The organism is Hwangdonia seohaensis (assembly GCF_031932625.1).
Lineage (GTDB): Bacteria > Bacteroidota > Bacteroidia > Flavobacteriales > Flavobacteriaceae > Hwangdonia > Hwangdonia seohaensis.
The window spans coordinates 327,840-354,668 of the sequence record NZ_JAVSCK010000005.1; the positions used below are offsets into that span (position 1 = coordinate 327,840).

General features: G+C 35.2%; 25 protein-coding genes. 15 read left to right on the top strand and 10 right to left on the bottom strand.

The window, feature by feature from the left end:
• Positions 1-88: 88 nt before the first annotated feature.
• The 10 genes from RNZ47_RS15955 to RNZ47_RS16000 all read right to left on the bottom strand — a co-directional run bounded on the left by RNZ47_RS15955 (position 89) and on the right by RNZ47_RS16000 (position 9,653).
• The gene (locus tag RNZ47_RS15955; protein ID WP_311942768.1) at positions 89-1,189 is read right to left on the bottom strand and encodes a DUF6920 family protein; all 1,101 of its coding nucleotides are present in this window, start codon (positions 1,187-1,189) and stop codon (positions 89-91) included.
• Positions 1,190-1,279: 90 nt separating this feature from the next.
• Entirely contained in the window at positions 1,280-2,320 is a 1,041-nt protein-coding gene (locus RNZ47_RS15960) for a zinc-dependent alcohol dehydrogenase family protein (RefSeq protein ID WP_311942771.1), read from the bottom strand.
• Positions 2,321-2,411: 91 nt separating this feature from the next.
• Entirely contained in the window at positions 2,412-2,867 is a 456-nt protein-coding gene (locus RNZ47_RS15965; RefSeq protein ID WP_311942775.1) for a pyridoxamine 5'-phosphate oxidase family protein, read from the bottom strand.
• A gap of 76 nt (positions 2,868-2,943) precedes the next feature.
• A complete protein-coding gene (locus RNZ47_RS15970; protein ID WP_311942778.1) occupies positions 2,944-4,161 on the bottom strand; it encodes a metallophosphoesterase in 1,218 nt (405 codons plus the stop codon).
• Positions 4,161-4,769 carry a CDP-alcohol phosphatidyltransferase family protein gene (locus RNZ47_RS15975; protein WP_311942781.1) on the bottom strand — a complete coding sequence of 203 codons (609 nt, stop codon included), beginning with the start codon at positions 4,767-4,769 and terminating at the stop codon, positions 4,161-4,163. The genes RNZ47_RS15970 and RNZ47_RS15975 overlap by 1 nt, the downstream gene beginning before the upstream one ends.
• Before the next feature lie 113 nt (positions 4,770-4,882).
• Entirely contained in the window at positions 4,883-6,850 is a 1,968-nt protein-coding gene (locus RNZ47_RS15980; protein ID WP_311942785.1) for a heavy metal translocating P-type ATPase, read from the bottom strand.
• A 116-nt stretch (positions 6,851-6,966) separates the two neighbouring features.
• A complete protein-coding gene (locus RNZ47_RS15985) occupies positions 6,967-7,878 on the bottom strand; it encodes a mechanosensitive ion channel family protein (RefSeq protein WP_311942788.1) in 912 nt (303 codons plus the stop codon).
• 8 nt (positions 7,879-7,886) lie between these two features.
• Positions 7,887-8,183, bottom strand: a complete 297-nt coding sequence (locus RNZ47_RS15990; RefSeq protein ID WP_311942791.1) for a chaperone modulator CbpM — start codon at positions 8,181-8,183, stop codon at positions 7,887-7,889.
• A complete protein-coding gene (locus RNZ47_RS15995) occupies positions 8,183-9,076 on the bottom strand; it encodes a DnaJ C-terminal domain-containing protein (protein ID WP_311942794.1) in 894 nt (297 codons plus the stop codon). The genes RNZ47_RS15990 and RNZ47_RS15995 overlap by 1 nt, the downstream gene beginning before the upstream one ends.
• A gap of 169 nt (positions 9,077-9,245) precedes the next feature.
• Positions 9,246-9,653 carry a hypothetical protein gene (locus tag RNZ47_RS16000; protein ID WP_311942798.1) on the bottom strand — a complete coding sequence of 136 codons (408 nt, stop codon included), beginning with the start codon at positions 9,651-9,653 and terminating at the stop codon, positions 9,246-9,248.
• 137 nt (positions 9,654-9,790) lie between these two features.
• Here RNZ47_RS16000 and RNZ47_RS16005 point away from each other — a divergent pair, with 137 nt between their 5' ends.
• From RNZ47_RS16005 to RNZ47_RS16075, 15 genes are all read left to right on the top strand, one after another.
• Entirely contained in the window at positions 9,791-10,906 is a 1,116-nt protein-coding gene (locus RNZ47_RS16005; protein WP_311942802.1) for a PAS domain-containing sensor histidine kinase, read from the top strand.
• 100 nt (positions 10,907-11,006) lie between these two features.
• Entirely contained in the window at positions 11,007-12,068 is a 1,062-nt protein-coding gene (locus RNZ47_RS16010) for a response regulator (RefSeq protein WP_311942806.1), read from the top strand.
• A gap of 84 nt (positions 12,069-12,152) precedes the next feature.
• Positions 12,153-13,001 (top strand): universal stress protein, encoded by an 849-nt coding sequence (locus tag RNZ47_RS16015; RefSeq protein ID WP_311942809.1) that lies wholly within the window; start codon positions 12,153-12,155, stop codon positions 12,999-13,001.
• A gap of 6 nt (positions 13,002-13,007) precedes the next feature.
• Complete coding sequence (locus RNZ47_RS16020) at positions 13,008-13,394, top strand: hypothetical protein (RefSeq protein WP_311942813.1); 387 nt, start codon at positions 13,008-13,010, stop codon at positions 13,392-13,394.
• A gap of 615 nt (positions 13,395-14,009) precedes the next feature.
• Positions 14,010-14,858, top strand: a complete 849-nt coding sequence (locus tag RNZ47_RS16025) for a universal stress protein (protein ID WP_311942818.1) — start codon at positions 14,010-14,012, stop codon at positions 14,856-14,858.
• A 24-nt stretch (positions 14,859-14,882) separates the two neighbouring features.
• Positions 14,883-15,737, top strand: a complete 855-nt coding sequence (locus tag RNZ47_RS16030; protein ID WP_311942821.1) for a universal stress protein — start codon at positions 14,883-14,885, stop codon at positions 15,735-15,737.
• 11 nt (positions 15,738-15,748) lie between these two features.
• Entirely contained in the window at positions 15,749-16,579 is an 831-nt protein-coding gene (locus RNZ47_RS16035; RefSeq protein ID WP_311942823.1) for a universal stress protein, read from the top strand.
• A 77-nt stretch (positions 16,580-16,656) separates the two neighbouring features.
• Positions 16,657-17,499 (top strand): ATP cone domain-containing protein, encoded by an 843-nt coding sequence (locus RNZ47_RS16040; RefSeq protein WP_311942826.1) that lies wholly within the window; start codon positions 16,657-16,659, stop codon positions 17,497-17,499.
• Between the two features lie 5 nt (positions 17,500-17,504).
• Positions 17,505-18,878, top strand: coding sequence for an MBL fold metallo-hydrolase RNA specificity domain-containing protein (locus RNZ47_RS16045; RefSeq protein WP_311942829.1), 1,374 nt, complete (start codon positions 17,505-17,507; stop codon positions 18,876-18,878).
• Between the two features lie 20 nt (positions 18,879-18,898).
• Entirely contained in the window at positions 18,899-19,312 is a 414-nt protein-coding gene (locus tag RNZ47_RS16050; RefSeq protein WP_311942835.1) for a hypothetical protein, read from the top strand.
• Between the two features lie 119 nt (positions 19,313-19,431).
• Positions 19,432-19,950, top strand: coding sequence for an Hsp20/alpha crystallin family protein (locus RNZ47_RS16055; protein ID WP_311942840.1), 519 nt, complete (start codon positions 19,432-19,434; stop codon positions 19,948-19,950).
• A 74-nt stretch (positions 19,951-20,024) separates the two neighbouring features.
• A complete protein-coding gene (locus tag RNZ47_RS16060; protein ID WP_311942843.1) occupies positions 20,025-20,693 on the top strand; it encodes a hypothetical protein in 669 nt (222 codons plus the stop codon).
• A gap of 124 nt (positions 20,694-20,817) precedes the next feature.
• A complete protein-coding gene (locus RNZ47_RS16065) occupies positions 20,818-21,216 on the top strand; it encodes a hypothetical protein (RefSeq protein WP_311942847.1) in 399 nt (132 codons plus the stop codon).
• An 83-nt stretch (positions 21,217-21,299) separates the two neighbouring features.
• Positions 21,300-25,628, top strand: coding sequence for a CusA/CzcA family heavy metal efflux RND transporter (locus RNZ47_RS16070; protein WP_311942853.1), 4,329 nt, complete (start codon positions 21,300-21,302; stop codon positions 25,626-25,628).
• A gap of 10 nt (positions 25,629-25,638) precedes the next feature.
• Positions 25,639-26,784 carry an efflux RND transporter periplasmic adaptor subunit gene (locus tag RNZ47_RS16075; RefSeq protein WP_311942859.1) on the top strand — a complete coding sequence of 382 codons (1,146 nt, stop codon included), beginning with the start codon at positions 25,639-25,641 and terminating at the stop codon, positions 26,782-26,784.
• Positions 26,785-26,829 lie beyond the last annotated feature (45 nt).

Genomic DNA, 26,829 nt, shown 5'->3' on the forward strand with positions numbered 1-26,829 from the left:
ATTTGATAGGCTTTTTTATTGTCTAGTAAAGCTGCGGTTATATACTGTTTTTAAAAGTTATTCGTAATTTCTTAAGGTTGAAATTCAATCAATAAGTCGTGAAAATATTATATTCCAATTCTGTAATTTCAAGGTTTAACCAATTAAAATCACCTTCCTTTAATAGCCAAGTAACACTGCTTTTATTTGGGATTTTAACACCATTAAACACTTTGTAGCCATCCATTTTTACAAACCATTTTTCAAGTTTTGAATTGTCTTTACCGCTATAATAGCGTTCTGCTTCAAAGGATACCAAATCGCCTTCTTTTGAAAATGTAAATACGCCCGAAACACTTTGGTCGTTTATGGTTAATGTCGCTTTCGCGGAAGAACTATCAACAGGTTTCCAAACGATATAATCATTTAAAACCGCCGAAGGAAACCAACACATTTCGGCCAAATACCGAACCATGGCACCTTGGTTTATTTTGGTGTTTTTACCTTCATTTACAACGGGGAAAATTGATGCCAACTTAATTAGCATGTCGCCTTCGCCCGCGTACAGTTTATCGCGACCTGTCATATTTATTATTGGCATGGCATTGACTTTGGTTGTCCAAATAAATGCGGGATTTTCAACATTAAAATGCTGTGTCGCTGTAAAAGGCATCCACTTACTTTCAGGCTTCGTTCGCATTTCACCTTTTTGTTTCAAACGCACAGTAATTATTTTTTCGTTTCCAACAACCCCAGAGGTTTGCAACCACTTTCGAACCATTTCAGGTAAATGTTTTATATCGTTATCAGAAATTATAGGCAGGTTATCAATTGGGCTATGTTGCAGTATTTGCTTTGATTCTTTTTCAACCATGCTTTGGAACTGATAATTGCCAAACGCCGATATGCTCACTATCAAAATAATAATATTCGGGATGGTACCATATTTCGCATCTTTCCACAATAGAATAATTAGAATTTGTGAAATGATTAGCGCAACCAAAGCCACAACAAACCACCATTCTTTTTTCATGAAAAACAACACTGCTGAAAGCACAAACAGTAGGGCCGTAAAAAACCAAAGCATTCCTATTGGCTTAGAAATGCTTTGGGTTAATTGATTTATGTTGGCCAACTGAAATGCTTTTGCAAAGCCCATTAAATGAATGAGTGCATGTATTAATAATATGCCTCCAAAAATAAAATTCATTTTAAAAAAAATCACATAATATCAAGTTTCACTCTAATAAAAAAGTGAATACCAGATGAGGTTACAAGTAGTTGCATGAGTTAGCCATAGTTATTCATTAGTAATAATAATTTTCATTGCCTTTTCCTTAGCACCATTTAAAAACACCTGATAGGCATGCTCAAGTTCTGAAAGCGGGAAATGATGTGTAATCATTTTTTTTAAATGCGAATTATTAGCAGCTGTTGTTTTTAATAGCATTGGTGTTGTGTTTGTGTTAACAAGACCTGTGGTAATCGTAAGGTTTTTAATCCAAAGTTTCTCAATATTAAAATCTACTTTTGTGCCATGTACACCTACATTAGCGATATGAGCTCCTGGTTTTACTATTTTTTGACACATATCCCAAGTTTGCGGGATTCCAACAGCTTCTATGGCAACATCAACACCTTCTTTCCCAACGATTTCTTTAACGGCTTTTTCTACGTTTGTAGTGCCAGAATTAATGGTATGTGTAGCACCTAATTCTTTGGCTAGTTTAAGTCTGTTTTCATCTAAATCAATCATGATAATTTTAGAAGGTGAGTAGAACAGGGCTGTTAAAAGTACAGACATCCCAATAGGACCAGCACCAACTATAGCAATATCATCACCTGGCTTTACATTTCCGTATTGCGTACCTATTTCATGGCCAGTAGGCATAATATCACTTAGCAAAACCGCGATGTCATCGGATATGCTTTCTGGAATTCTATGTAAGCTATTGTCGGCATGGGGAATTCTCACGTATTCAGCTTGAACACCGTCTATCATATAGCCTAAAATCCAGCCGCCATCTGTACAGTGTGCATACAATTGTTTTTTACAATATTTGCACGAACCACAAGACGTAACACATGAAATTAAAACTTTATCTCCTTTTTTAAATCGGGTAACACTATCTCCAACGTCTTCAATAATACCTACGCCTTCATGCCCAAGAATGCGTCCACTTTCAATTTCTGGGTTTTTACCTTTGTAGATACCTATGTCGGTGCCGCAAATGGTTGTTTTTAATACTTTTACAATAACATCTGTAGGCTTAATGATGGTTGGTTTTGGTCTTTCTTCCAAAGCGATATTATGATCGCCATAATAAACTAATGCTTTCATTTTCCTTATATTTAAGATTAAATACTAAGGTATGTATCAATATGAAGTTTTGAAATGATAAATATCAGTATAGCAGACTGTTAACAGGTAATTAACGCTTTCTTTTTTTACCTGTGATGTGTTCTATCTTAATTAAAAAAACAATTGGGGTGTCTCCTTTAAAAATTTTACTGGAAAACTCGCTGATAAAATCTAGTTTGGTTTGCTCTTTTTCCATAACCACATCCTTAACACCCAATGAAAACGCATGAAGATACGCCTTGGCACCGCTACCAAATTGCTGCTCGAATTTACCGTGGACCAATACCGATTTCCAATGGTTAACCGTTGAGATTTCTGCAACCTGAAGGGATACGGCGTTGTTTTTTCTCATGGCTATTATTTTATGGCCTTCTCCCGAATAACAAATAATAGCGTTGTTAACCTGATCGAAATAATAGGTAATGGGCACCATATAAGGCTTGTTTTGATAGATGTACGACAAATGCCCTATATAATTGTTTTCAAGGATAAAGAGACTTTCTTTTAAATCTAAATTTTTTATCATTGCATTTTTATTTTAAGGCGACACACCTAGTTAGACTCAAGTAAGTTATTCAATATTTGGGTTTTAGAATATGATATTAATCAGTTTTAATTTCTATTAACGTAATTTCCGGTCGCATGCCCAACCTCCCGGGAAACCCTAACCAGCCCAAACCACGATTAACATGTAAGTATTGGTCTTTCTCATTGTATAAACCCGCCCAATGTTTGTATTTATATTTTATGGGGCTCCATTGCAGGTTTTTATATTTAAAAGCGGCTTGCATGCCATGTGTGTGTCCGGATAAGGTTAACGCGATATCGGTTTTGCCAACCACTTCCTCTGTCCAATGCGAAGGGTCGTGGGATAATAATATTTTAAACGGAATGGTTTCAACGTTTTTAATGGCTTTTTGCAAATCGCCATATTGCTTAAAGGGCGGATTCCCCCAATTTTCGACACCTATGATGGCTATTTTATCGTTATTGTCTTCAATAATTTCAGATTGATTGAGCAACAGGTTAAAATCGATGTCTTTAAAAAAAGCCTTAATCGCATTAAAATTTTCTTGCTTTTTTTTTTTGGAGTTCCACCTGCTATAATCTCCGTAATCATGGTTGCCCAAAACGGCATATTTGCCCATAGTTGCCGATAATTTCCTGAACACTCTACTCCATCCGCGTAATTCCCAAGCATAATTGTTTACCAAATCTCCAGTGAATAAAATTAAATCTGGTTTCAACTGGTTAATCTTACTTACGGCACGATTTAAAATATGAAAACGATGGTTGAAACTACCTAAATGCGCATCCGAAATTTGAACAATTCTTAAGTTTTCGAAGGCTTTTGGTAAGTGATTGAATTTAATTTCGACGTGATAAATTTTAAAATTGTAAAGCGATTTAAAAATGCCAAAAGCAATCACGAAAAAAGGTAAAAATCCGGAAAATAAGGCTATAAGCGGAATGATTAATAGCGATTCTTTTTCTGAAAAAACAAAGTTTGTAAAGAATAAAATCGATATCACAATAACAAAAATTATTTTAGGGATAAATGAAGATATGGTTAAGCCGTATAGTGACGATATTAGCAGTTGTTTTCTTCTGGGGTCAATAGCGTTCAACCTCACTTTTAATATGATTATGGATATAATAAGCCCTATGGTAAATACCCAAAATGTGATGTGGATAGCGTGTCTTAAAAATGCCGATGTAATAAGTTTGGTTATAGATTGCAGCCAATAAAAAGCAAAAACATCTATTAATAAGATGGCCAAACATAAAAGTAAAATGGTAAATAGTGAGTAGCTTCGCATTATAGAGTGTTACGTTTTTTATCTTCTTTTTTAAGTCGACGTTTGTCTTTGAATGCCCAATAAATCCCTTTGACATCTGATGCCCAATTATCGTACATTAAAATAAGCATAATTTCTTCAAAAGTTTCTAAAAGACCAATACCTATCATAATATAAAACAAAGCGTACTCTGGTGAAAAAAATAATGCCCATAAAATAAAAACACTTTGCATTATCGCCGATAGTTTTGCCAAATATGTATGAAACGCTGTTGCTTTTCCATACTTTAAATAGGCCATTATCATTTGAACCACGTATGGCGTAAAGGCAATAATTATAAGCACGAGGTTGCTTTTGATAAAATCGGATTCAAAATAAAACAGACCAATAAGACCGACAATCAATGTAATCTGATCGCCAAAGGAATCCAACTGCGAACCTCTAGGGCTTGTTATTTTGAGCCTTCTGGCCAAATAACCATCAACGGCATCGGTTATATAACTAATCAGTAAAAACCACGCAAAAAGCTGCCGTTCATCAAGCCATAATAATAACACAAGAAAAGGTGCCGCTACAACTCTATAAAACGAAAACCAATCCGCAATATTAAAGTTCTTAAAGGTGAGCATACTATTATTTTTTATAAAATTAATGGATACCTTCTGGTTTTAATATGAGAGATATCAGTTTAACCCTAAAAAAATCAATAGTAGTGGTAGAGTTATTTTTTGATTTTTGATGGTCAACGCATATCATAGCGAAGTAATCGCAAGGCGTTTAAAACTACCACGATTGTGGATCCTTCGTGAAAAGCTACGGCCAATCCAATGTTTGTCAATCCTAAAATAGTAACCGGAACCAATACTATAACCACCCCCAAACTTATTAAAATGTTTTGTTTTATAATTTGTTTGGATTTTCGGCTTAGTGCAATGGCATAAGGTAATTTCTCGATTTTATCGGACATTAAAGCCACATCGGCAGTTTCTAATGCCACATCGCTGCCTGCGGCTCCCATGGCAATGCTTACCGTACTTAAGGCCATGGCGGGGGCATCATTTACACCATCGCCAACCATGGCTACCTTTTTGTTCTGTTCTATGAGTTTTTGTATTTCTGAAACCTTGTCCTCGGGCAATAAATTCCCTTTAACATCTGTGAGTCCTATTTGTTTAGCAATGGCATTACCTACGTTTTGATGGTCTCCCGTAAGCATTATCATGCGTTTAATACCTATTTTTTTCAATCGTATTAGGGTTGCCGCTGCGGTTTTTCGGGGTAGGTCCATAACACTAATTAATCCTATAACCTCATTTTTAAAGGCTACAAGCATGACGGTATGGCCATTTTCCAAAAGGTTTTTCATTTTTGAGATAACCGTTTTGCCCACTTTAATGCCGGCATCTTCCATGAGCTTTACATTTCCTATAAATACTTCTTCATTTAAATAAATAGCGCGAATTCCTTTTCCTTGAATGGCATTTACATGCGAAGCTTTATTTTGAGACTCGATATGATATTGGGTTTTTATATCCTTTGAAATGGCCTTTGCCAGCGGATGATTGCTTAAACTTTCAACATTTAAAACGAGTTTGACAAATGCTGTCTCATCAAAATCATTAAGCGGAATTACATGGGTTAATTTAGGTTTTCCTTCTGTTAATGTTCCGGTTTTATCAAAGGCAATGGTTGTGATTTCCCCCAAATCTTCCAACGCTTTTCCACCTTTAATCAATATGCCTTTTTGAGCCGCCCTAGCGATACCACTTAACACAGCGCTAGGGGTTGAAATAGCTAAGGCACAAGGGCTTGCGGCCACCAACACCGTTATGGCTCTGTACAGACTGGTTTCAAAACTTTCATCGAGAATCACATATGCGAAACACAATAGGAAAACCACCAATATTACTATGGGAACATACCACTTCTCGAATTTTTTTGTTAGTTGCTGTGTGGGTGATTTTTGGGTTTCAACATCTCTAACCATTTTAATTAAACGGGATACCGTAGAGTCTTTGCTTAATTTTAAAACTAGAATTTCAAGAACATTATCTCCATTAATGGTACCTGTATAAACCACATGGTTTTTATCGATGGCATTAAATTCTGGCAGATGGGTTGTATTTTCAATAGGTGTTTTGTCAACAGGGATACTTTCTCCGGTTATTGGTGCTTGGTTTACGCTGGAACTACCACTTATTACAACACCATCGGCTGCGATTTTTGTATGGGGTTTTACAACAATAATATCGTTTATTTTTAAGTCGTCTATAGCGACTTTTATAAGTTTTCCATTTTTTTTAATATGAGCGGTTTTAGGAGATAATTCGTTAAGGGCTTCAATAGATTTTTTAGCTTTGTTCATGGCGAAATGCTCTAAAGCATGCCCAAGGCTAAACAAGAACAACAATAGCGCTCCTTCTGCCCAACTACCAATATAGGCGGCACCAGCAGCAGCGGCAATCATTAAAAAATCGATATCAAAACCGCCTTTAATGATTTTTTTTGAGGCCTCAATGGTTATAAAATAACCACCAAAAAAATAAGCTATCATATAGCCCGTTAAAGCCAACCATTCGTTTACATGAGTTAGCCTTTCTATTAAAAACCCTATCAACATAAAAATGCCACTTAAAATAGCAAAATAGAGCTCTGATTTATTTCCGAAAATTTTACTGTGATTGTGACCTTTCTCTTTGTTGTTTTCCATTAAAAGCGTGTTCCTATTGGTTTAAAAATAGGCAATTTTTAAAGATTTCAATAATAAAAAATCATTCGTGTTTAGAAGGTTCATTTTAAGCTGTTAGGTTAAAAAAACGTGCTGTATTATGTATTGCTTTTCCCATCAAGATTAACTTTTAAGTCTGGAATCTTAATGAGTTCTATGGTTGTAGATGCTAAAACAACTTTGTTATTGGTGTTTTTAATGGCTTCACCAATTTTATCGTTTAAAATATGTTTTGTGTGGCGTCTTTTTTTGTAATCAACAATGTACCTCAGGTTGAATTGAATCCAATTATCGGTTAATGTAATTGCTAAAGTAGGGTCCACCACGGCATCTTCAATATAGTATTTGTTAACTATTTCTTTCCATTTTGATTTTGAATTCTTTGTAAAATCAAAAAGGGTTTCCGAAGCAATTTTAATAACGATGGATTTTGCCAGTTCAATATCAGACCCGTATTTAATTGGTAAGTTGAATTCATCCCAAATAAAAGGAAAGTCTTGCGAATAATTGTAAACCGGCCCTTTAAAAACAAAGGCATTACTCAGCTTTACAATGCGCCCACTATAGTTATCGCTGCTTACCCATTGCCCAATTTCCATCATGGTGGTGTACATGCTATCAATATCTATAACGTCTCCTTTAATACCATTGATTTCAATGCGGTCTCCAGGCTTGTACACTTTTACAATAAAGATGTATAAAGACCCAGCAATGCTTAAAATGAGCTCTTGTAGCGTAAAGGCAATACCCGCTGAAAACAGGCCTATAGCCAATGTAAAGTCTTTGATGTTACCTGTAAAATAGGAAAAGGACAAAATGACCAAAACAATGTACCCAATAATTTCTATGCCTTTTTGGGACTTGTAACGCGCAGAGGTATCGGTGACGTTTTTTCTTAAAAACCGCCTTACAATTTGAATTATAATAAGTACAAAAGCAACCAGCAGGATATATTTAAATATGCTGTAAAATGTTGGGTTGGCATCAAGCCACTTTAGTAATTGTTCCATTTTGTTATTTATAAATCTTCATAAAATCGCAATTTGTTATGCAAGGTATTTATTTCGTTTTTTAAACTTTCAACTTGTTTTAATAAATTGTAAATAACATCGACACCTTCTAAATTTATATCCAAATCGTAATGCAAGCGCATCATTTTTTCAACCTCTTTTATTTGGGTGGTATGGATATAAAAAACATCTTTTTCAACAATTATTTCTATAAGCTGAAATTCTTGCAGCGTGTTGATAAATGAAACAGGAATGTTATAACGCTTACAGATTACTTGTATGGGTATTAAATCTTGTGTTTCCATTACGAACGCAGTTTTTGTAATTGTTTGATGAGGGCCTTCTCTTCCGAAGTTAGATTTGTGGGTAGTTTAATTCGATAGGTAATGTACAGGTCTCCAAATTGCCCTTCTTTTTTGTATTTAGGAAACCCTTTGCCTTTCAGTTTTACCTTTGCACCGTTTTGGGTTTCTGGTTTGATGTTTAATTTTACTTTTCCGTTAAACGTATCAATCATAAGCTCTCCGCCCAATAGGGCTTTATATACATCCAAATCTACGGTGGTGTGAAGGTTGTTTTTGTCTCTTTTGAAATTGGAGTGGTTTACAATGGAAAACTGTATGTATAAATCGCCATTGGGTCCATCATTTACCCCTTTGCCACCATGCCCTTTTATTTTAATGATTTGCCCATTTTCAACACCGGCAGGAATGGTAATCCTGATGTTTTTATTATTTACGGTTAAAGTGCGTTTATGGGTGGTGTAAACATCTTTTAGGTTTAGTTGTAATTCGGCATTAAAATCCTGACCTCTAAATTTTACCTGTCTGCCACCACCGCGGGACGATCCGCCACCAAACATGTTTTCGAAAAAATCTGAAAAATCTTCTTTATTGTAGCCTCCAAAGTCTCCTTGAGTGCTGTATTGTCGTGAATGTTGTTGTTGCTGTTTTGCCTTGTCGTAGGCTTCACCGTGTTGCCAATGCTCGCCATATTGGTCGTACTTTTTTCGGTTTTCGGGGTTGCTCAACACCTCATTGGCTTCGTTGATTTCCTTGAATTTTTTTTCTGCAACCTTATCGTTTGGGTTTAAATCCGGATGGAATTTACGCGCCAACTTTCGGTAGGCTTTTTTTATTTCGGCTTCGGTAGCTTTTTTTGAAACTCCCAATATTTTATAATAATCTATAAATGCCATTGATTTGTTTTATAGGTTTAAGTTTTTTTATTGATAATAAATGCTAGAACGTCTTCATTGGGTTGCTCGCTTTCAATTCTAAATTCTGTAGTGTTATAAATATAAGCATCTTAAATGATTTTGGCAATACTTCCCAAATGGTTTAAATGCACTGAAGCGCTTCTAATAGTTATGTTCTTAATTCAATATCAAGTTTGGCAAGTAGTATAAGCTCAGATTTGTTTATGCCGGAAAAAGCATGTGCAATCTCCGAAGCCGTTTTTAAAATCAAGCGTTTTACTTTGTTTGTAAATAAGTGTTTTTGTTCGTTTTTATAGGCTATAAAATCATTAAAACACGCCTTGGCATCTAATTTGTTTTCATTATTCAACCAGTCAAAAACAATGTCTATTTGGTAAGCCGCATCGGTTTGGTTAGCGTCTTTGGTAACATCAACATTTAGCCAATGTTTTTTTACCAATTCCTTTAGTGTGTCGTACTCGGCGTCTTCCACTTTTTTGTCTGCAGCAGCAATGGCATAAAATAGTTTACCGAGGTTTTGGTAAAAATTAATAAAGGTCTTTTTTTTGGTTTCCATTTTTGCGTTTATCAACTAATTAATGGATTAAAGTTACATAGTAATTGTATATTTAGCTATGATATAAATCAGTAGAAAGCAAAAAATATGAGAATTTTCTCCTACCTTTGAAACACTGTCCGTAAAGCTCCAGTTTTATGTTTAACCAAGATCAAGAAATATTTAATATTCTGCTCGAAGCCGTTTCCGAGGGTGTTATTATAGTTGATAACCATCAAAAAATCATGGAGGTTAACTCATTTGCGGAAACAATTTTTGGATATGCTAAAAATGAAATCTTAGATAAAGAACTCAATTTACTGATACCTTCTCATTTCCATTCGAGCCATTCCGTATATTTTGAAAAATTTGTTAAAAGAGGCAAACGCAGAAAAATGGGCGAAGCGGTAGATATTTTTGGCTTAAAAAAAGATGGCACCGTTTTTCCTGTAGAGGTTGAATTAAACCCGTTTACCATATATAACAAAACCTACGTTATGGCTATGGTTAGGGATATTTCCGAAAAGCAAAAGATAGAAGAGAGAACCCAACAACTGAAAACCGCTTTGAGCAAAGAGAAAGAATTAAATGAGTTGAAAACTCAGTTTTTATCCTTGGTGTCGCATGAGTTTAAAACACCGTTAAGTGGCATTTTAACCTCTAGCCAATTATTGGGCAAGTATACCTTAACCGAACAGCAGGAAAAACGCGATAAGCATATAAAAACGATTACAGATAAAGTACACTATTTAAACAATATTTTAAACGATTTTTTATCATTCGAAAAATTAGAATCGGGTAAAGTAAACTACAGGTTTGCCCATTTTAAATTAAGCAAAGTGATAAATGAAGTGGTCTATAACGCCAACATGCTTTTAAAGGAAGGCCAGCAAATAAACTACCCGCAGGACATTGATGATTTTTCGATGTTTCAAGACGAAAAAATCACTGAATTAATACTGTCCAATTTATTGTACAATGCCATTAACTATTCGCCAGAGCATACTACCATAGATATAGAGGTTAAACAAAACAGCGAAACAACAACGTTTAAAATTAAGGACCAAGGTATAGGCATACCGGAAAAAGATCAGAAACATATTTTTGAACGTTATTTTAGAGCAGAAAACGTTCTAAATACCCAAGGCACCGGAATTGGATTAAATATTGTTAAAAATCATTTGGAAAATATAGGCGGCACAATAAGCTTTTCGAGCAAAGAAAACAAAGGTTCTACCTTTATAATAACGTTTCCAAATACAGCACAGCAATAAAATGCGACTAACTAAAACGCGATTAAATCAACATAATTATTATATTTATATTGTGTAATTTCTGATGGGTGTCGGGATAAAAAACAACAATTAATAGCGCATGAAAACAGTTTTACTTATTGAAGATGATGCTGTTTTAAGAGAAAATACGGCAGAACTTTTAGAACTATCAGACTATAAGGTTATTACAGCTTCAAATGGTAAAGCGGGCGTTGTTATGGCGAAAAAGCATGTGCCGGATATTATTGTTTGCGATATTATGATGCCCGAAATGGATGGCTATGCGGTGCTTAAAACCCTGTCAAAAAGTAAAATCACAAAATACATTCCTTTTATATTTTTATCAGCCAAAACAGAACGCAGCGATGTTAGAAAAGGCATGAATCTGGGCGCAGACGATTACATAACTAAACCGTTTACCGAAAGCGATATTATTAGCGCCATTGAAAGCCGTTTGGCAAAAGTTTCCATTTTACAGGAAATAAAGAGTAATCAAAAAAAACAAGTATATCTACCCAATGAAAATGAAATAAAAACATTAAACGATTTAAAGAATTTTTTTGAAGACCACGGCACTGCATTCACCTTTAAAAACGAAACTGTTATTTACCGCGAGGGCGAGCACTCAAATTATATTTATTTAATAAGCAAAGGTGCTGTAAAATGCCACCAAATTAACGAGTTGGGCAAAGAACTGGTTACGGCTCTATATAAAGAAGACGACTTGTTTGGATACCATTCCTTTACCCAAAACACGCCCTATAAAGAAACCGCAACGGCTATTGCCGATACCAAGTTGATTGGAATTTCAATGGTAGCGTTTAAAACTTTGCTCGACCAAAACCAAAAAGTTGTTATGGAGCTTATAGAGCTGTTGGCAAATAATCTTTCATCAGTAAAAGAGGAATTATTGCAAATGGCATACAGCACGGTTAACCAAAAAACGGCAGCCACTATTTTAAGGTTTGCCGAAAAAATAAACCGCAAACCCGACGATGTTATAAAAATTTCCCGAAACGATTTAGCTAGTGTTGCGGGTATTGCCCCGGAAACCTTTATTCGAACTTTGGCGCTCTTTAAAAAACAAGGCATTATAAAAGCAGATGGTAGAAATATTAGCGTAATTGATATTGAAAAATTAAAAAACATCAATAGCAGTTAAATATCAAACGCGGCTAAAAATGATTAATATCATTTCGTACCTAGGGTTAACCATGTAATTTAGTGTTTGTAAAGATGATTTCAGATGAAAAATATATTACTTCCCACAGATTTTTCAGAAAATTCATGGAATGCTATTAAATACGCTATTAATTTTTTTGAAAAAGAAGCTTGTAACTTTTACATGCTGAACGTAAGTAGGTTTGATAATTTTATGAATAGCGACAGCCCTTATGTAGCTCCAGGAGAAACTATAGAAGAGGCTTATACCAAACCGGCAAAATTGCAGCTGCGTAACATTTTAAAACGCATTAACAAAGAGTTTTTACCCAATAAAAAACATAAGTTTTATACCCTTGCGGATTATAATTTTTTTATAGAATCTGTTAGAAAACAGGTTGAAGAAAAAAAAATAGATTTTATTGTAATGGGCACCAAAGGCGCTTCGGGTTTAAAAAAAATTATTGTTGGAAGCAACACGGGCGATGTTATTACCAAAGTAAAATGTACCACTTTGGCAATTCCTGAACAGGCCAAATTTGTTAGGTTGGAAGAAATAGCGTTTCCAACAGATTTTTCGCTAACCTACGATATACAAATACTGGAACCGCTTTCAGAAATTTTAGAAAACCAACAATCTACATTGCGCATCCTTCATATAAGTAAAAAACGAGCAGACCTGGACAGCGATCAGCATAAAAACAAAGAACTGTTAGAAGATTATTTTATTCATTTTAAGCCTAGTTTTCATTATTTAACTAATAAAAAAGTTGAAGATGCCATACAATGCTTTGTAGAAAGCCGAAGTATAAACATGATTTGCATGGTGGCAAAAAACCTAAATTATTTTCAGCAAATATTGTTTCACTCTAAAGTTGAAGCAATAAGTTATCATACAGAAGTGCCGTTTTTGGTACTGCACGAAAAAAACTAAAACACTATGGACCATTCAATTTTTTTAGCCAAATTTTGGGGTTGGTATCTTATTATTTTCTTTTTAATATTAAGTTTCAAACCAAAACGCATTAAACAGTTTTTTAATAATTTGAACGATGAAAAACATCTAACCATCTCATCGTTTATTGCCATAATTATGGGTTTGTTAAATATTTTGTTTCATAATATTTGGGAGCCTAATTGGAAACTTATAATTACGCTTATGGGATGGATAACGCTTTTAGTTGGCTTGTCATTGTTTATAGTGCCAAAGCGTACCATTGCGGTTTTAAAGTTTATTAATATAAAACTGGTACAGCTTATTTACACCTTGTTATTTCTAATTGGATTGTTTTTACTTAATATGGTTTATGGTATTGTACCCGTTTAATTTTCAAACTGATATATATCATTTCCTATTTAAAAATAGCAACCTAAATTGGCATTATAATTAAGGAGTTCTTTTACAGAGTTATAAAAATATAGGTAGTGTTGTTGAAAAACGGCACTATCGAAACAAAGTGTTTCAAGCTATTATTTGGCAGGAAAACCGCAATGTTGCCTTTAGCAATAAAGGGTATGTTGTAGAAAACCGAAAGTTAGATGATGACATTAAATACTTTGGAAAAACAGGAAGCTTGGGTTTCCTGTTTTTTATACAAAATAGCGTTTTCATTGGAAGATGTTTAACGCTGATTTAGAAATATTTGATACTATTTATAACCGAAGACTTAGTATAACTAGCGTTAGGTATATTAATCATTAGGAAGGTTTATTGCTGAAATCAAATATTTTTAATGAGAAACAGGAAGTTTATGCTTCCTGTTTCTGTTTTATGGTGGCTATTAATCAGTTTGCATTTTTACTAATGTGAATTGAAAAAGGGGATGTTAATAAACAGCCCCTTTTTTAGTTTATGTCAAATCCAATCCAACGGGTTTTAATCTGATATATATCATTGTATTGGCACAATATAGTATTTAACTTTAGTTGTAAATATAACGCCATGAGAAAAATACTAATACCTACCGATTTTTCTGAAAACGCCATCAACGCCATACAATATGCCGTAGAATTATTCAAATATGAAATTAGCGAGTTTTACTTTATGCATGCCTATCAAGATGATATTTATGCAGACGAAGATTTATTGGACCAAGAATCTTTGGATAACGTTACAGCAATTATTAGCAAAAACTCCGAAGAAAAATTAAAAAGCACCTTAAAGTTTACCCACAGTGTGTCTCCAAACCCAAGGCACACGTACCATAGTATATCGTCCAATAACTTGTTGGTTGACGAGGCCAATAAAATTGTGGATGAGCAAAATATTGATATTGTTGTAATGGGAACCCGTGGTAAGACAAACGATAGAAAACTAACTTTTGGAAGTCACACTTTACAGGTTTTAAAATATGTGCAATGTCCGGTTTTGGCCATTCCGGAAAATTATAAATACTCCCAACCAAGGCATATTCTTTTCCCAACAGATTACATGATACCGTATAAAAGGAGAGAGCTAAAATTACTATGCGAAATAGCAGTTCCTTTTAGGGCCGTAATAGATATGCTTTACATTTCTACGAGCAATAAATTATCATTACGGCAAAAAGACAATATGGCGTTTATTGAAAGGGAACTGTGCAAAAACACCATTAATTTTAAAATAGAAAACAGCAAGCATATTATTAATGCCATTTACAAATACATTACAGAAAACAACACCGACATATTGGTTATGGTAAATACTAGATATTCTTTTTTGGAGAGTATGCTGTATCAATCTACCATAGACGAGTTGAGCTTAAATCTGAACATTCCGTTTTTGGCATTGCAAAATATGAGACGCAGTTAACAATCCATTAAAATTTTAAAAGCCATGAAAAAAATACTTCTTCCCACCGATTTTTCTGAAAATTCCTGGAATGCCATATCCTATGCTTTACAGCTTTTTAAAAACGAAACCTGTAAATTTTATTTGCTGAATACCTACACGCCAATAATCTATCACGTAGAATATGTATTGGTGCAACCGGCGCAATTTGGTTTGGTCGATGCGGTTAGGGAAAACTCCTTAAAACGGCTAAACGATTTTAAGGAGAAAATGACAGCAACGTTTAAAAATCCAAAGCATAGCATAGAAACTATGGCGGTTTTTAACACGCTTATTCCCGAAATTAAGGATGTTGTTGAAGAAAAAGAGATTGATTATATAGTTATGGGAACCAAAGGCGCAACGGGTGCCAAAGAGGTTTTGTTCGGAACAAATACCGTACATGTTTTTAAAAACGTAAAATGCCCGGTAATAGCCATTCCTGATGGCTTCGATTTTGAAATACCGCAAGAAGTTCTATTTCCAACAGATTATGAAATCGACTATAAATACCATCATATAAAACCCATATTAAACATCGTGTCACTTTATAATTCCCGTGTAAATGTTTTAAATGTGTCTTATGGTTACGATTTGTCAGAAACCCAAAAATCACATAAAAAAACATTGGAAACCTATTTTTCGGATAATGAATGCTTATATCACAGTGTAAGTAATCAAAAGGTTCCGGAAGCAATAACTAAATTTCAATTAAGGAAAGAAGTGAACTTATTAATAATGATTAACAATAAACGGTCGTTTTTCGAGAATTTGTTTTTCAAATCCAAAATAAACCAAATCGGGTTTCATTTAAACGTTCCGTTTTTAGTCATTCCAGCAAAAACAATAAAAAAACATTAAAATAAAAAACAATGAAACGCCATATTTTACTTCCAACAGATTTTTCGGATAACTCATGGAGTGCCACAGTGTACGCCTTAAAGCTTTATGCCAACGAACCGTGCACCTTTTATTTTTTAAACTCCGTGAATATTAAGGTTTCTAAGCTATCCAACCTTTCAAACAAATTATTGAAAATAATGCGAGAAGACGCCAAGACCGAGTTAAAAGATTTAAAGGCATTGGCCGAAACCAGTACTGCCAACCCAAATCATGATTTTAAAACCATTTTAAGTTCAGAAGATTTATTATCCGCTGTAAAAAATGCGGTTAAAAAATGGCAAATCGATCTAATCGTTATGGGAACAAAAGGCGCCACCGGTGCAAAAGAGTTTTTCTTTGGCAGTAATACCGTACGGGTTATTAATAGCTTTAGAAATTGTCCCGTTTTAATTGTGCCGGAAGAGTACGATTTTATCACACCAAAACAAATTGCTTTCCCAACAGACTACAACCGCTTTTATGGAATGGATGAAATAGAGCCGTTAACAAAACTAGCAGATTTACACGACTCTAAAATTAGAATTGTACATATAAATGAAAAAGAAGAACTCAGCGATATCCAGGAATATAACCTGATGATTTTACAAAGCCATTTAAACAATCACGATTACAGCTTGCATTGGATGCCTAAGTATGATAAAAAAACGGCAGAAATCAACGATTTTATTGAAGAACTGGATATAGACATGTTAGCTATGGTGAACTATAAACAAAGTTTTATAGAAAAAATAGTAAACGAACCCATTATAAAGAAGATAGGATTTAAACCCACCATTCCGTTTTTGGTGATACCGGAATAAGTTGATTGGGTCACGTTCACCAACTTGTCAAATTACATTAAAACGACTTAACAACCTTAAATTTTACAGCCTTGACCATGAAACCAGCTTCAATAGAAATTATTAAATCCTCTGGTGAAAAAGTAAAGTTTTCATTGGATAAATTAAAAGCATCCTTAAAACGCACTGGCGCAGATCATCAAACGGTCAATCAAATAGTTGATAAGGTTAGGGACGAACTTTACCAAGGCATTTCAACAAAAGAAATCTATAACAGGGCGTTTTCATTACTAAAAAGAAAGAAAAGCCATTTTGCATCAAAATACAAACTTAAAAAAGCCATTTACGAGCTGGGACCAACGGGTTTTCCTTTTGAGCGTTTTATAAGTGCCATTTTGCAATATTCTGGTTATGAAACCGAGGTTGGTAAAATTTTACAAGGCAAATGCGTAACCCACGAAATTGATGTTATAGCGCAAAAAAACAATGAAACCACGGTAATAGAGTGTAAGTTCCATAATGAAGAAGGCCTTAATTGCAATGTAAAAATACCGCTTTACATAAATTCACGCTACAACGATATAAAGTCCCATTGGCATGCCAAAGATAAAAACAAATCCACGCTTACCAAGGGTTGGGTGGTAACCAACACGCGTTTTACAACAGATGCGATACAATATGGCAATTGTGCAAATTTGTATTTATTGAGTTGGGATTACCCCGAAAATGATGGCTTAAAAGATAGAATAGACCGATTGGGATTGTACCCAATTACGGTTTCAACATTGCTAACCAACAGGGAAAAACAGTTTTTGTTAAGTAGAGATGTGGTGCTGTGCCGATCACTAATTGGCGATGCGTTTTACTTGGACCATTTAGGGGTTTCTGAAATACGAAAAGAAAAAATACTGAATGAAATAAAAATGCTTTGTAATCATTAATAGCTATGGAAAAGTTTGTTAAAATCAATTTTTTGGGAGCAGCAGGTGTTGTAACGGGTTCTAAATTTCTTTTGGAAACCTCGGAAAAAAACATATTGATCGATTGCGGCATGTTTCAGGGCTTAAAGGAATTAAGGGAGCTTAATTGGAGCAATTTACCTATTAATGTTGAAACCATTGATTTGGTTTTGCTTACGCACGGCCATTTAGATCATGTTGGGTATTTGCCACGATTAATAAAACAGGGGTTTACAGGTAAAATTATAGGAACGGCACCAACTTTGGCTATTGCTGAAATTATTTTAAATGACAGCGCTAAAATACACGAAGAAGAAGCCAAAAAAGCAAACCAGGAAAAATACACAAAACACCATCCGGCTTTACCTTTTTACACCAAGTTTGAAGCAGAAAAAACCATTGCGCGGTTTCAAGTTGGAATACCCGACAAATGGGTTACCCTATCCGGAAATATATCGTATCGATTTAAGTACAACGGGCACATTATTGGCGCTACTTTTATCGAATTGGATATTAGCGGAAAACGCTTCGTGTTTTCGGGCGATATTGGCAGACCAAACGATTATTTGTTGGATAGCCCCAAAAAACCAGAATGGGCAGACTTTTTATTTGTTGAAAGTACTTATGGCAATAAATTGCACCCAGATGAAAATATTGAAGCCCTTTTATCCAAACTCATCAAAGAAACCATTCATAAAAAAGGGAATTTAATCATTCCAAGTTTTGCGGTAGAACGCTTGCAAACACTCATGTATTTACTTTGGAAACTCTACAGGGAAAACAAAATACCCAACATTCCTATTTTTATAGATAGCCCTATGGGAAATAATGTTTTGGAGGTTTTTAACCGATTTCCGAAGTGGCACAAATTATCAATGGCCGACTATAACGCCATGTGCAATCATGTAAATATTATTCAATCTTATAAAGAAACTTGGGAAACTATTGACGATAAACGCTCTAAAATAATTATTGCAGGTAGCGGCATGGTAACGGGTGGTAGGGTGCTTACCTATTTGCAACAACTTATAGACGAGCCTTCAACAACCGTATTATTGGTAGGCTATCAAGCCGAAGGAACCAGAGGCAGGCAGTTACAGGAAGGCGCTCACGAAATACGCTTTTTCGGAAAATACTATCCGGTAAAAGCTACTATTAAGTGTGTTGAAAGTCTATCGGCACATGCCGATCAAAAGGATTTGCTCGATTGGATGGGCAACATAAAAAACATACCGGAAACCGTGTATTTAATTCACGGCGAATCAACTGCTTTAGATGCCTTTCGGGTTAAAATACAAGACACGTATGGTTGGCAGGTTAAAATACCGAAACTCACTGATGTTGAAAAAGTAAGGCTATAATTTTTAAAATCATTACCAAAATGAAAAAACAACAAACATATACCAGCTTTAGTCGTACTAAAACCATTGAAGAATTGCATTACCATATTTTGAGAGATATAGCCAATCTTGAAAATATACAGTTTGAACTAAAATTTTATAAATCTTTACTAAGCAAATCCATTTACAAACCCCAAGAAATGAATTTATATGAAAACTTGGTTAAATACAAACGAGAATTACATGTTTTAAAAAAAGACAATAAGGCTTTGCTGAGCGAGTTAAATTTACATACCAATCAAATTGAAAAGATGAAGTTTGAGGGTTTGGTTTGTGATAACATTGTCATAAAAAAGCACGACGATTTAGAGCTAAATATATTCAATTTTAAATCTGAAATTTTCGACTTTAAATTTAGACTGTTTCAATATCTAGAAAGTGTTTTTATTCCTTAAACAAACGTCGTAAAATACATAAAAAACGCTGTAAATGGCTGATATATATCATTGTAAAACCACTTTGCTATAAATATATTAGTGTTGTAATTGTACGTTTAACTTAAAAATATAATGTTATGTCAACACTTTTAAAACGCAGAAAACGAAATAGATTATCGCCATTTGAGAGCAGATTATTAACGCCTTGGAACCATAATTTATTAAGACCTTGGGGAAGCAGATTGTTTAACCCAAATTTGAATAACCTTTCAAGATTTGACGATGTTTTTGATGATGCATTTTTTGCAGATGATAGTTTAATGCCAGCTTTGAACGTAAAAGAACAAAAAGAAGGTTTTGAAATTGAATTTGCAGCTCCCGGGTTTAACAAAAAGGATTTTGAAGTTACCATTGAAGATGATGTGCTTCATGTTTGCGCAGAAAAGGAAATGGAAGACGAGCAAAAGGAAGATGATTATTCCCGTAAAGAGTTTAGTTATGAATCCTTTAAAAGATCAATGATGCTTCCGCCTTCGGTAGATTTAAACCAAGATGTAAAGGCATCATATAAAAATGGCATTCTAAAATTAAAGTTATTAAAGCAAGACAATGTTTTGGAAAAAGAAATTCCTAAAAAAGTTATTGAAGTGCTTTAGCAGCTTGTTTAAGGCAGAACGTAATTGGCTTATAAATTACTTTCTGCTTTTTTTTAATCTTAAAATAACTTAAAATGAAATACTTAAAACTATTCGGGGTTTTCTTATTGCTTGCTAGTTGCTCAACAACACAATTGGTTGAAAACTGGAAAAATCCAGATATTGATATTTACAACCCAAGTAAAATTTTAATTGTGGGTGTGACTTCAAATTTAGAAGCGAGAGAACAATTTGAAAACAAATTAAAAGCAGAATACGAATCTAGAGGCATAGAAGCAGTAACGGGTTTAGAGCAATTTGAAGCGTCGTTCACCTCAGAAAAACAGTCGGAAGAAGAATTAAAACGGTTAGAGAACAACCTTATTGCAGACGGGTTTGATACTATTTTATTCACAAAGGTAATTGGAGTAGAAGACAAAATTTCGTACAGAAATGATTATCACCAATATGATAATACATATAGGAGGTTTAGTGAAGATTATTTAAAATATCAAGATGCCTTTTACAACCCGGAGTATTATAACGAATATACCGTTTATCATGCCGAAACATCTATGTATTGCATTTGCCCTACAAAAGACAGGGAATTAATTTGGAAGGGTTATATAGATATTATCGATCCAGAATCTGTGAAAGAAACCGTAAACGATTACGTTAGGTTGGTTATGGTGGTTTTAGAAGAACAACAACTTACCAATCCAAAACCATTAATTGATGAAACCAATACAGAAGCTATTAAATAATAATTGAGGTAATGATAAACAGCACGATTGCCCTCAATTTTAAAAATTTATAAAATATATGGATATGTATAATTTATGCTTATTTTGAGTACTGAATTTTTCAAAAACCATTATCTTTACAAAAGTGAGTAAGCTAATATCCATATCGTTGTCTTTTGTTATCCTGATGCAAAGTTTTGGGTTTCATATTAATGATATTGCTCAGATAGATGAATTTATTGAGCATGCGAAATTCCATAATGAACAATACGGAGATAACGTTTTTGTGTTTATCTCAAAACATTACGGAGAGCAAAAAAAAGACCATGAAAAAGAGCAGCATGATGGAAATGAAGATCATGAGCAATTGCCTTTTCAGCATCAAACCCACATAGCTTCAATAACGGATTTTGTATTAAACACCTATATTCAAGTATTGAAAACACCCGAGTTTTCTGAGTTTAAAACACATCATTTTTACTATCAAGCAACTTCCTCTTCACTTCACGTAGACGGACTTTTTCAGCCACCACAGTTGGTATAAATAATCACAGGCCTTTTTATTTTTTGTTGCAAGTCAATTCCCCCGACCTGTAACTGTTCATTTTGATTATTTTATAAAAAAGTATGCTTTCACAAATCATTAATTTCAGTATAAAAAACAAGTTTATTGTTCTCCTATTTACCTCTTTTATCGTAGGTTTTGGGATATACTCCTTATCGCAAATCCCCATTGGTGCCGTACCCGATGTAACCAATAATCAGGTGCAGGTTATTACAACTTCCCGTAACCTTTCTACGGAAGATATGGAGCAGTTTATTACCTATCCCGTCGAGCTGGAAATGGCCAATTTGCCGGGTGTTGTCGAGATTCGCTCTATTTCAAGATTCGGGCTATCGGTAGTCACCATCGTTTTTGAAGACGATATGGGCACCTTTTTGCCCAGGCAACTTATTGCCGAAAAAATAATATCGGCTTCCGAGAAAATCCCCGAAGGTTTTGGAACCCCCGAAATGGGACCTATTACCACGGGATTGGGAGAAATCTATCAGTACATTCTTGATGTAAAACCCGAATTTAAGGACCAATATGATGCCGAAGATTTAAGAACCATTCAAGATTGGATTGTAAAACGCCAATTATCTGGAATTCCGGGTGTGGTTGAAGTGAACACTTGGGGCGGATTTTTAAAACAATACGAAGTTGCCATCAATACCGAAAAACTAAACGCGATGAATATTACGGCGCGCGAAGTTTTTACGGCTTTACAAACTAATAATAGTGTTTCTGGCGGTGGTTATATTGAAAAAGTAAATCAGGCCTTTTTTATTCGTGGCGAAGGGCTTATCTCATCGTTAGATGATATTAACAATATTGTTGTAAATAACAAAGATGGGAATCCTATTTACATAAAGGATGTGGCAAAAGTAGGTTTTGGGAGTGCCACCCGATTTGGGGCGATTACCGGTAATGGCGAAGGTGAAAAGGTATTGGGGCAAGTTATGATGCTTAAAGATGCCAACTCCAAAAAAGTAATTGAAGCCGTAAAAGAACGTGTTGCCGAAATCTCAAAATCTTTACCGGAAGGGGTATACATTAATGCCTTTCTTGATAGAAGCGAACTGATTGCAAAAACAACTTATACGGTAACCGAAAACCTGATTTTGGGCTGTTTAATTGTTGTTTTTGTCGTGGTATTGCTGTTGGGCAATCTACGTTCCGGACTGGTTGTAGCTTCGGTTATTCCATTGTGTTTGCTTTTTGCATTGTCCTTAATGTACCTATTTGGCGTTGATGCGAATTTGATGAGTTTGGGAGCCATAGATTTCGGAATAATAATCGATGGCGCCGTAATCATCGTAGAGTTTATTGCTTTTAAAATCACCAAACAGAAAGTTGGAATTAATGCTTTGGCAAAAGCAGACCGACAAGTGTTAAAGGATAAAATAACGTTTTCTGGAGCTTCAAAAATGATGAGGTCGGCCATCTTCGGTCAGCTCATTATTCTTATTGTATTCATCCCAATTTTATCGTTAAGCGGGGTAGAAGGGAAGATGTTCAAACCCATGGCATTAACATTTAGTTTTGCGCTTATTGGCGCCATGATTCTATGTTTTACGTATGTTCCCGTTGTGGCATCCATGTTTTTAAAACCATCGAATGCTACGGACAAAAACATATCCGTAAGGTTGATGAAATGGCTAAATAAAATGTACGAGCCCGTTATTCATTGGGCATTGCAAAGTAAAAAACTGGTGCTGGGTATAGCCGTTGCGCTTTTGGCTATGTCTATATATTTATATGCAACCATGGGTGGCGAATTTGTACCAACCTTAGATGAAGGCGATTTTGTAATTCAACCCGTGTTAAAAACAGGAACCTCATTAAGTAACACCGTAGAAATTACAACTGAAATTGAAAAGATACTTTTAGGGTTTCCTGAAGTTAAGCAGGTCGTTACCCGTATTGGCGCTGCCGAGGTGCCTACAGACCCTATGTCTATGGAGGAAAGCGATGTGATTATTATACTAAATCCCAAAGGCGAATGGACCACGGCAACATCTAAAGATGAATTGGCAGACAAGTTTAAAGAAGCCTTGGCCGTTATTCCCGGCATGGAAGTAGAATTTACCCAACCCATAGAAATGCGTTTTAACGAGCTTATCACAGGCGTACGGGCAGATATTGCCATTAAGATTTTTGGCGACGATTTAGAGATTTTGGCAAAAAAAGGAAGCGCTATTGGTGCTTTGATACAAAACGTTCCCGGAGCTGCAGATATTTCTGTTGAGAAAATCGCAGGATTGCCAGAAATGAGCGTGGAATACAACCGTTCTAAAATTGCCAGATACGGACTCAATATTCAGGAGTTGAATGATATGATTTCCATGGGATTTGCAGGAAAATCTGCTGGAAGTGTTTTTGAAGGTGAAAGACGTTTTGATTTGGTCGTGAGATTAGAGAAAGAAAAACGCAAGGATATTGATAATTTAAAAAACCTGTATGTCGATTTACCTTCCGGTGGAAAAATCCCGTTAAGCGAATTGGCAACCATAAGTTATAAAAAAGGCGCTGCACAAATTTCTCGCGATGACACCCGACGCCGAATAGTTGTTGGTATAAACGTTCGGAACCGCGATTTACAATCTGTAGCAGACGATGTGCGAGCCTTAATAAACGAAAACATAAAATTACCTGCGGGTTATTCGATTACTTACGGCGGTCAGTTCGAGAATTTACAAAGTGCCAAATCCCGATTAATGGTTGCCGTACCTGTGGCACTCATCTTAATATTTCTGTTATTGTATTTTGCCTTTAAATCGGTTAAGGAAGCCTTAATGATTTACTCGGCCATTCCGCTTGCAGCGGTTGGAGGCGTGTTGTTATTATGGATTCGAGACATGCCATTTAGCATATCGGCAGGCGTTGGTTTTATCGCGCTTTTTGGCATTGCCGTACTTAATGGCATTGTTTTGATAGAACATTTTAAAGAACTTAAACACCAAGGATTTGAAAATATGGAAGCTTTAATAAAACAAGGTACCAAAGACAGGTTGCGCGCGGTATTGTTAACAGCATCTGCAGCAGCCTTGGGCTTTTTACCTATGGCAATTTCAACCAACGTAGGCGCCGAAGTACAGCGTCCGTTGGCAACGGTTGTTATAGGCGGTTTAATAACGGCTACATTGTTGACTTTAATCGTGTTGCCCGTGTTATATGCGTATCTCAATACACCACAAGAAAAGAAAAATGGGGCCAACAAAAGCAATGTAGTAGGTTTGGGTGTTATGGCCTTATTGTTTTCAATGCCTGCAATGGCGCAGCAAGCACCTAAAACATTAAAAGAATTAATGCCTTTGGCCATTGAGAATAATGAAGGATTAAAGGCAAACCGACTTCAAACGGAACAATTTAACGCCTTAATAAATTCGGCTTTTAGTTTCGATAAAACTCAGGTTTATTATGAATTTGATGAAAATAATTTGGCAGCAAACAACGAGCCCTTACAGATTTTTGGAATTCAACAAGACTTCAAATTTCCAACGGTTTATTTTTCTGAAAAGAAAGTGAATCAAGCGCGATATAATATAGCATCCAGCCAATATAATATTCAAGAAAAAAGCATAAAACGTAAAGTAACTGCTGCTTATTACGAGTATCAAATCGCGCGGGAAAAAGAACGGGTTTTTAAAAGACTGGACAGCCTATACACTAATTTTTCCGAAATTGCAGGACGACGGTTCGAGTTGGGCGAAACCAATTATTTGGAAAAAATTACGGCAGCCTCCAAGCAAAAACAAATCAATCTAAACTATACACAAGCACAAAAAGATGTTATGTCCGCTTATGCCAATCTATTAAAAGTTGTTCAGGTTGATGAGGCTATTGTAATTGCCAGTGAACCTTCGCTTAAAATGCCCATGGATTTTTTAGATATTAACGAAAGTGAAGAATTGGCATATTACCAAAACAGAACCCTGTTGTTTCAAGCCGAACGCCGTTTTGAAAACCAAAAATTACTGCCCGACATCAGTCTTAATTATTTTCAGGGCACAAATTCAGAATTAAACGGAAATCTTTACGGATATCAATTGGGTGTTAAAATACCCGTGTTTTTTGGTGGACAGGCATCTCGAATTAAAGCGGCTAAAATTGCTGAAGATGTTGCAATATCTGAATCTAATGAGTATGAAATTCAGCTTAATTCAAAATTCAATGCGCTTAAGTTAGCTTTAACCCAACTTCAAGACGCCTTGTATTATTATGAAAATGAAGGCGAAACTCTTTCAGAAGAAATTTTAAAAACAGCGCATAGTAGTTTTAAAAACGGTGAAATCGATTTTTATCAATACATCCAAAGTTTGGAAAGTGCTTACGATATAAAATTGAGTTACTTGGACAAGCTCAATGCGTACAATCAAACCGTTATTGCCATAAATTATCTAACCTTATAAATAAATTGTAATGAAACACAGCACATATAAAATACTCATGATAAGCTTGGTTTTTGGTCTATTTAATTGTGGACAAAAAAACAGTGAACAATCAGAAATGGAGTCTGAAAACAATGTCATGAAAAATGAAACCGTTGAAGTGACGAAAGCACAATTTGAACAAAGTAAAATGACCTTGGGCAATCTTGAAGACAAGCCGTTTCCAACAGTTGTGAACGTAAACGGAATGATTGATGTTCCACCTGCAAATAGGGCAGTTGTAAGCGCCACTATGGGCGGCTATATTAAAACAACGCCATGGCTAATAGGCGATAAAGTGCGCAAAGGAGAAGTATTGGTCAGCATAGAAAATCCGGAGTTTGTTGCTTTACAACAACAGTATATGGAAATTAATGAGCAGCTCACTTATTTAAAGGCGGAATACGACAGACAGCTAACCATGAAAGCTGAAAATATCACGTCTCAAAAAAGTTTTCTTAAAGCAGAGAGTGATTACAAAACAGCTGTGGCTACACACATGGGATTAGATAAGCAATTGCGGATGCTAAACATTTCACCATCAAAAGTTCGTGTGGGCATAATCAGTTCGGTTGTAAATATTTATGCCCCAGTTTCTGGCAGTATAACCAAGATGAATGTTACAAAGGGCGCTTATGTTTCGCCAGCAACCGAGATTTTGGAAATTATTGATAACAAGCATATCCATTTGGAGCTTTCGGTTTTTGAAAAAGACATTATGAAAGTAAAAAAAGGGCAGCACATCGACTTTAAAATCCCTGAGATTTCAACAGAGCCATTCAAAGCAAGTGTTTATTTAGTGGGCACCAGCATTCAAGAAAACAGAACGATTAAAGTGCATGCACATATTGAAAATGAAGCGGATAATACCTTTTTAACGGGCATGTTTGTGGAAGCCGCCATAGTGACGGAATCGACTTCCGCGAAAGCGTTACCAAGCGAGGCTGTTATTGAGGTCGATGGCGCATTTTATGTTTTGGTATTGCACAAAAAAGAAGCCGACACCTACTATTTTAGTCAGGAAAAAGTTGAGGTTAAAGAAAGTTATGATGGTTTTTCAAACATAGAAAATACAGATGGTTTTACTGAAAACACACAATTTTTAACCAAAGGCGCATTTAGTTTATTGGGCGGGTAATGTTATTAATTGCAGAAGCCAATATTGTAAAATCAAACCTGATTA

Excerpts from the sequence above, each read along its gene's own strand:
- RNZ47_RS15955 (WP_311942768.1), bottom strand. The coding sequence starts at position 1,189 with ATGAATTTTATTTTTGGAGGCATATTATTAATACATGCACTCATTCAT.
- RNZ47_RS15960 (WP_311942771.1), bottom strand. The coding sequence starts at position 2,320 with ATGAAAGCATTAGTTTATTATGGCGATCATAATATCGCTTTGGAAGAA.
- RNZ47_RS15965 (WP_311942775.1), bottom strand. The coding sequence starts at position 2,867 with ATGATAAAAAATTTAGATTTAAAAGAAAGTCTCTTTATCCTTGAAAAC.
- RNZ47_RS15970 (WP_311942778.1), bottom strand. The coding sequence starts at position 4,161 with ATGCGAAGCTACTCACTATTTACCATTTTACTTTTATGTTTGGCCATC.
- RNZ47_RS15975 (WP_311942781.1), bottom strand. The coding sequence starts at position 4,769 with ATGCTCACCTTTAAGAACTTTAATATTGCGGATTGGTTTTCGTTTTAT.
- RNZ47_RS15980 (WP_311942785.1), bottom strand. The coding sequence starts at position 6,850 with ATGGAAAACAACAAAGAGAAAGGTCACAATCACAGTAAAATTTTCGGA.
- RNZ47_RS15985 (WP_311942788.1), bottom strand. The coding sequence starts at position 7,878 with ATGGAACAATTACTAAAGTGGCTTGATGCCAACCCAACATTTTACAGC.
- RNZ47_RS15990 (WP_311942791.1), bottom strand. The coding sequence starts at position 8,183 with ATGGAAACACAAGATTTAATACCCATACAAGTAATCTGTAAGCGTTAT.
- RNZ47_RS15995 (WP_311942794.1), bottom strand. The coding sequence starts at position 9,076 with ATGGCATTTATAGATTATTATAAAATATTGGGAGTTTCAAAAAAAGCT.
- RNZ47_RS16000 (WP_311942798.1), bottom strand. The coding sequence starts at position 9,653 with ATGGAAACCAAAAAAAAGACCTTTATTAATTTTTACCAAAACCTCGGT.
- RNZ47_RS16005 (WP_311942802.1), top strand. The coding sequence starts at position 9,791 with ATGTTTAACCAAGATCAAGAAATATTTAATATTCTGCTCGAAGCCGTT.
- RNZ47_RS16010 (WP_311942806.1), top strand. The coding sequence starts at position 11,007 with ATGAAAACAGTTTTACTTATTGAAGATGATGCTGTTTTAAGAGAAAAT.
- RNZ47_RS16015 (WP_311942809.1), top strand. The coding sequence starts at position 12,153 with ATGAAAAATATATTACTTCCCACAGATTTTTCAGAAAATTCATGGAAT.
- RNZ47_RS16020 (WP_311942813.1), top strand. The coding sequence starts at position 13,008 with ATGGACCATTCAATTTTTTTAGCCAAATTTTGGGGTTGGTATCTTATT.
- RNZ47_RS16025 (WP_311942818.1), top strand. The coding sequence starts at position 14,010 with ATGAGAAAAATACTAATACCTACCGATTTTTCTGAAAACGCCATCAAC.
- RNZ47_RS16030 (WP_311942821.1), top strand. The coding sequence starts at position 14,883 with ATGAAAAAAATACTTCTTCCCACCGATTTTTCTGAAAATTCCTGGAAT.
- RNZ47_RS16035 (WP_311942823.1), top strand. The coding sequence starts at position 15,749 with ATGAAACGCCATATTTTACTTCCAACAGATTTTTCGGATAACTCATGG.
- RNZ47_RS16040 (WP_311942826.1), top strand. The coding sequence starts at position 16,657 with ATGAAACCAGCTTCAATAGAAATTATTAAATCCTCTGGTGAAAAAGTA.
- RNZ47_RS16045 (WP_311942829.1), top strand. The coding sequence starts at position 17,505 with ATGGAAAAGTTTGTTAAAATCAATTTTTTGGGAGCAGCAGGTGTTGTA.
- RNZ47_RS16050 (WP_311942835.1), top strand. The coding sequence starts at position 18,899 with ATGAAAAAACAACAAACATATACCAGCTTTAGTCGTACTAAAACCATT.
- RNZ47_RS16055 (WP_311942840.1), top strand. The coding sequence starts at position 19,432 with ATGTCAACACTTTTAAAACGCAGAAAACGAAATAGATTATCGCCATTT.
- RNZ47_RS16060 (WP_311942843.1), top strand. The coding sequence starts at position 20,025 with ATGAAATACTTAAAACTATTCGGGGTTTTCTTATTGCTTGCTAGTTGC.
- RNZ47_RS16070 (WP_311942853.1), top strand. The coding sequence starts at position 21,300 with ATGCTTTCACAAATCATTAATTTCAGTATAAAAAACAAGTTTATTGTT.
- RNZ47_RS16075 (WP_311942859.1), top strand. The coding sequence starts at position 25,639 with ATGAAACACAGCACATATAAAATACTCATGATAAGCTTGGTTTTTGGT.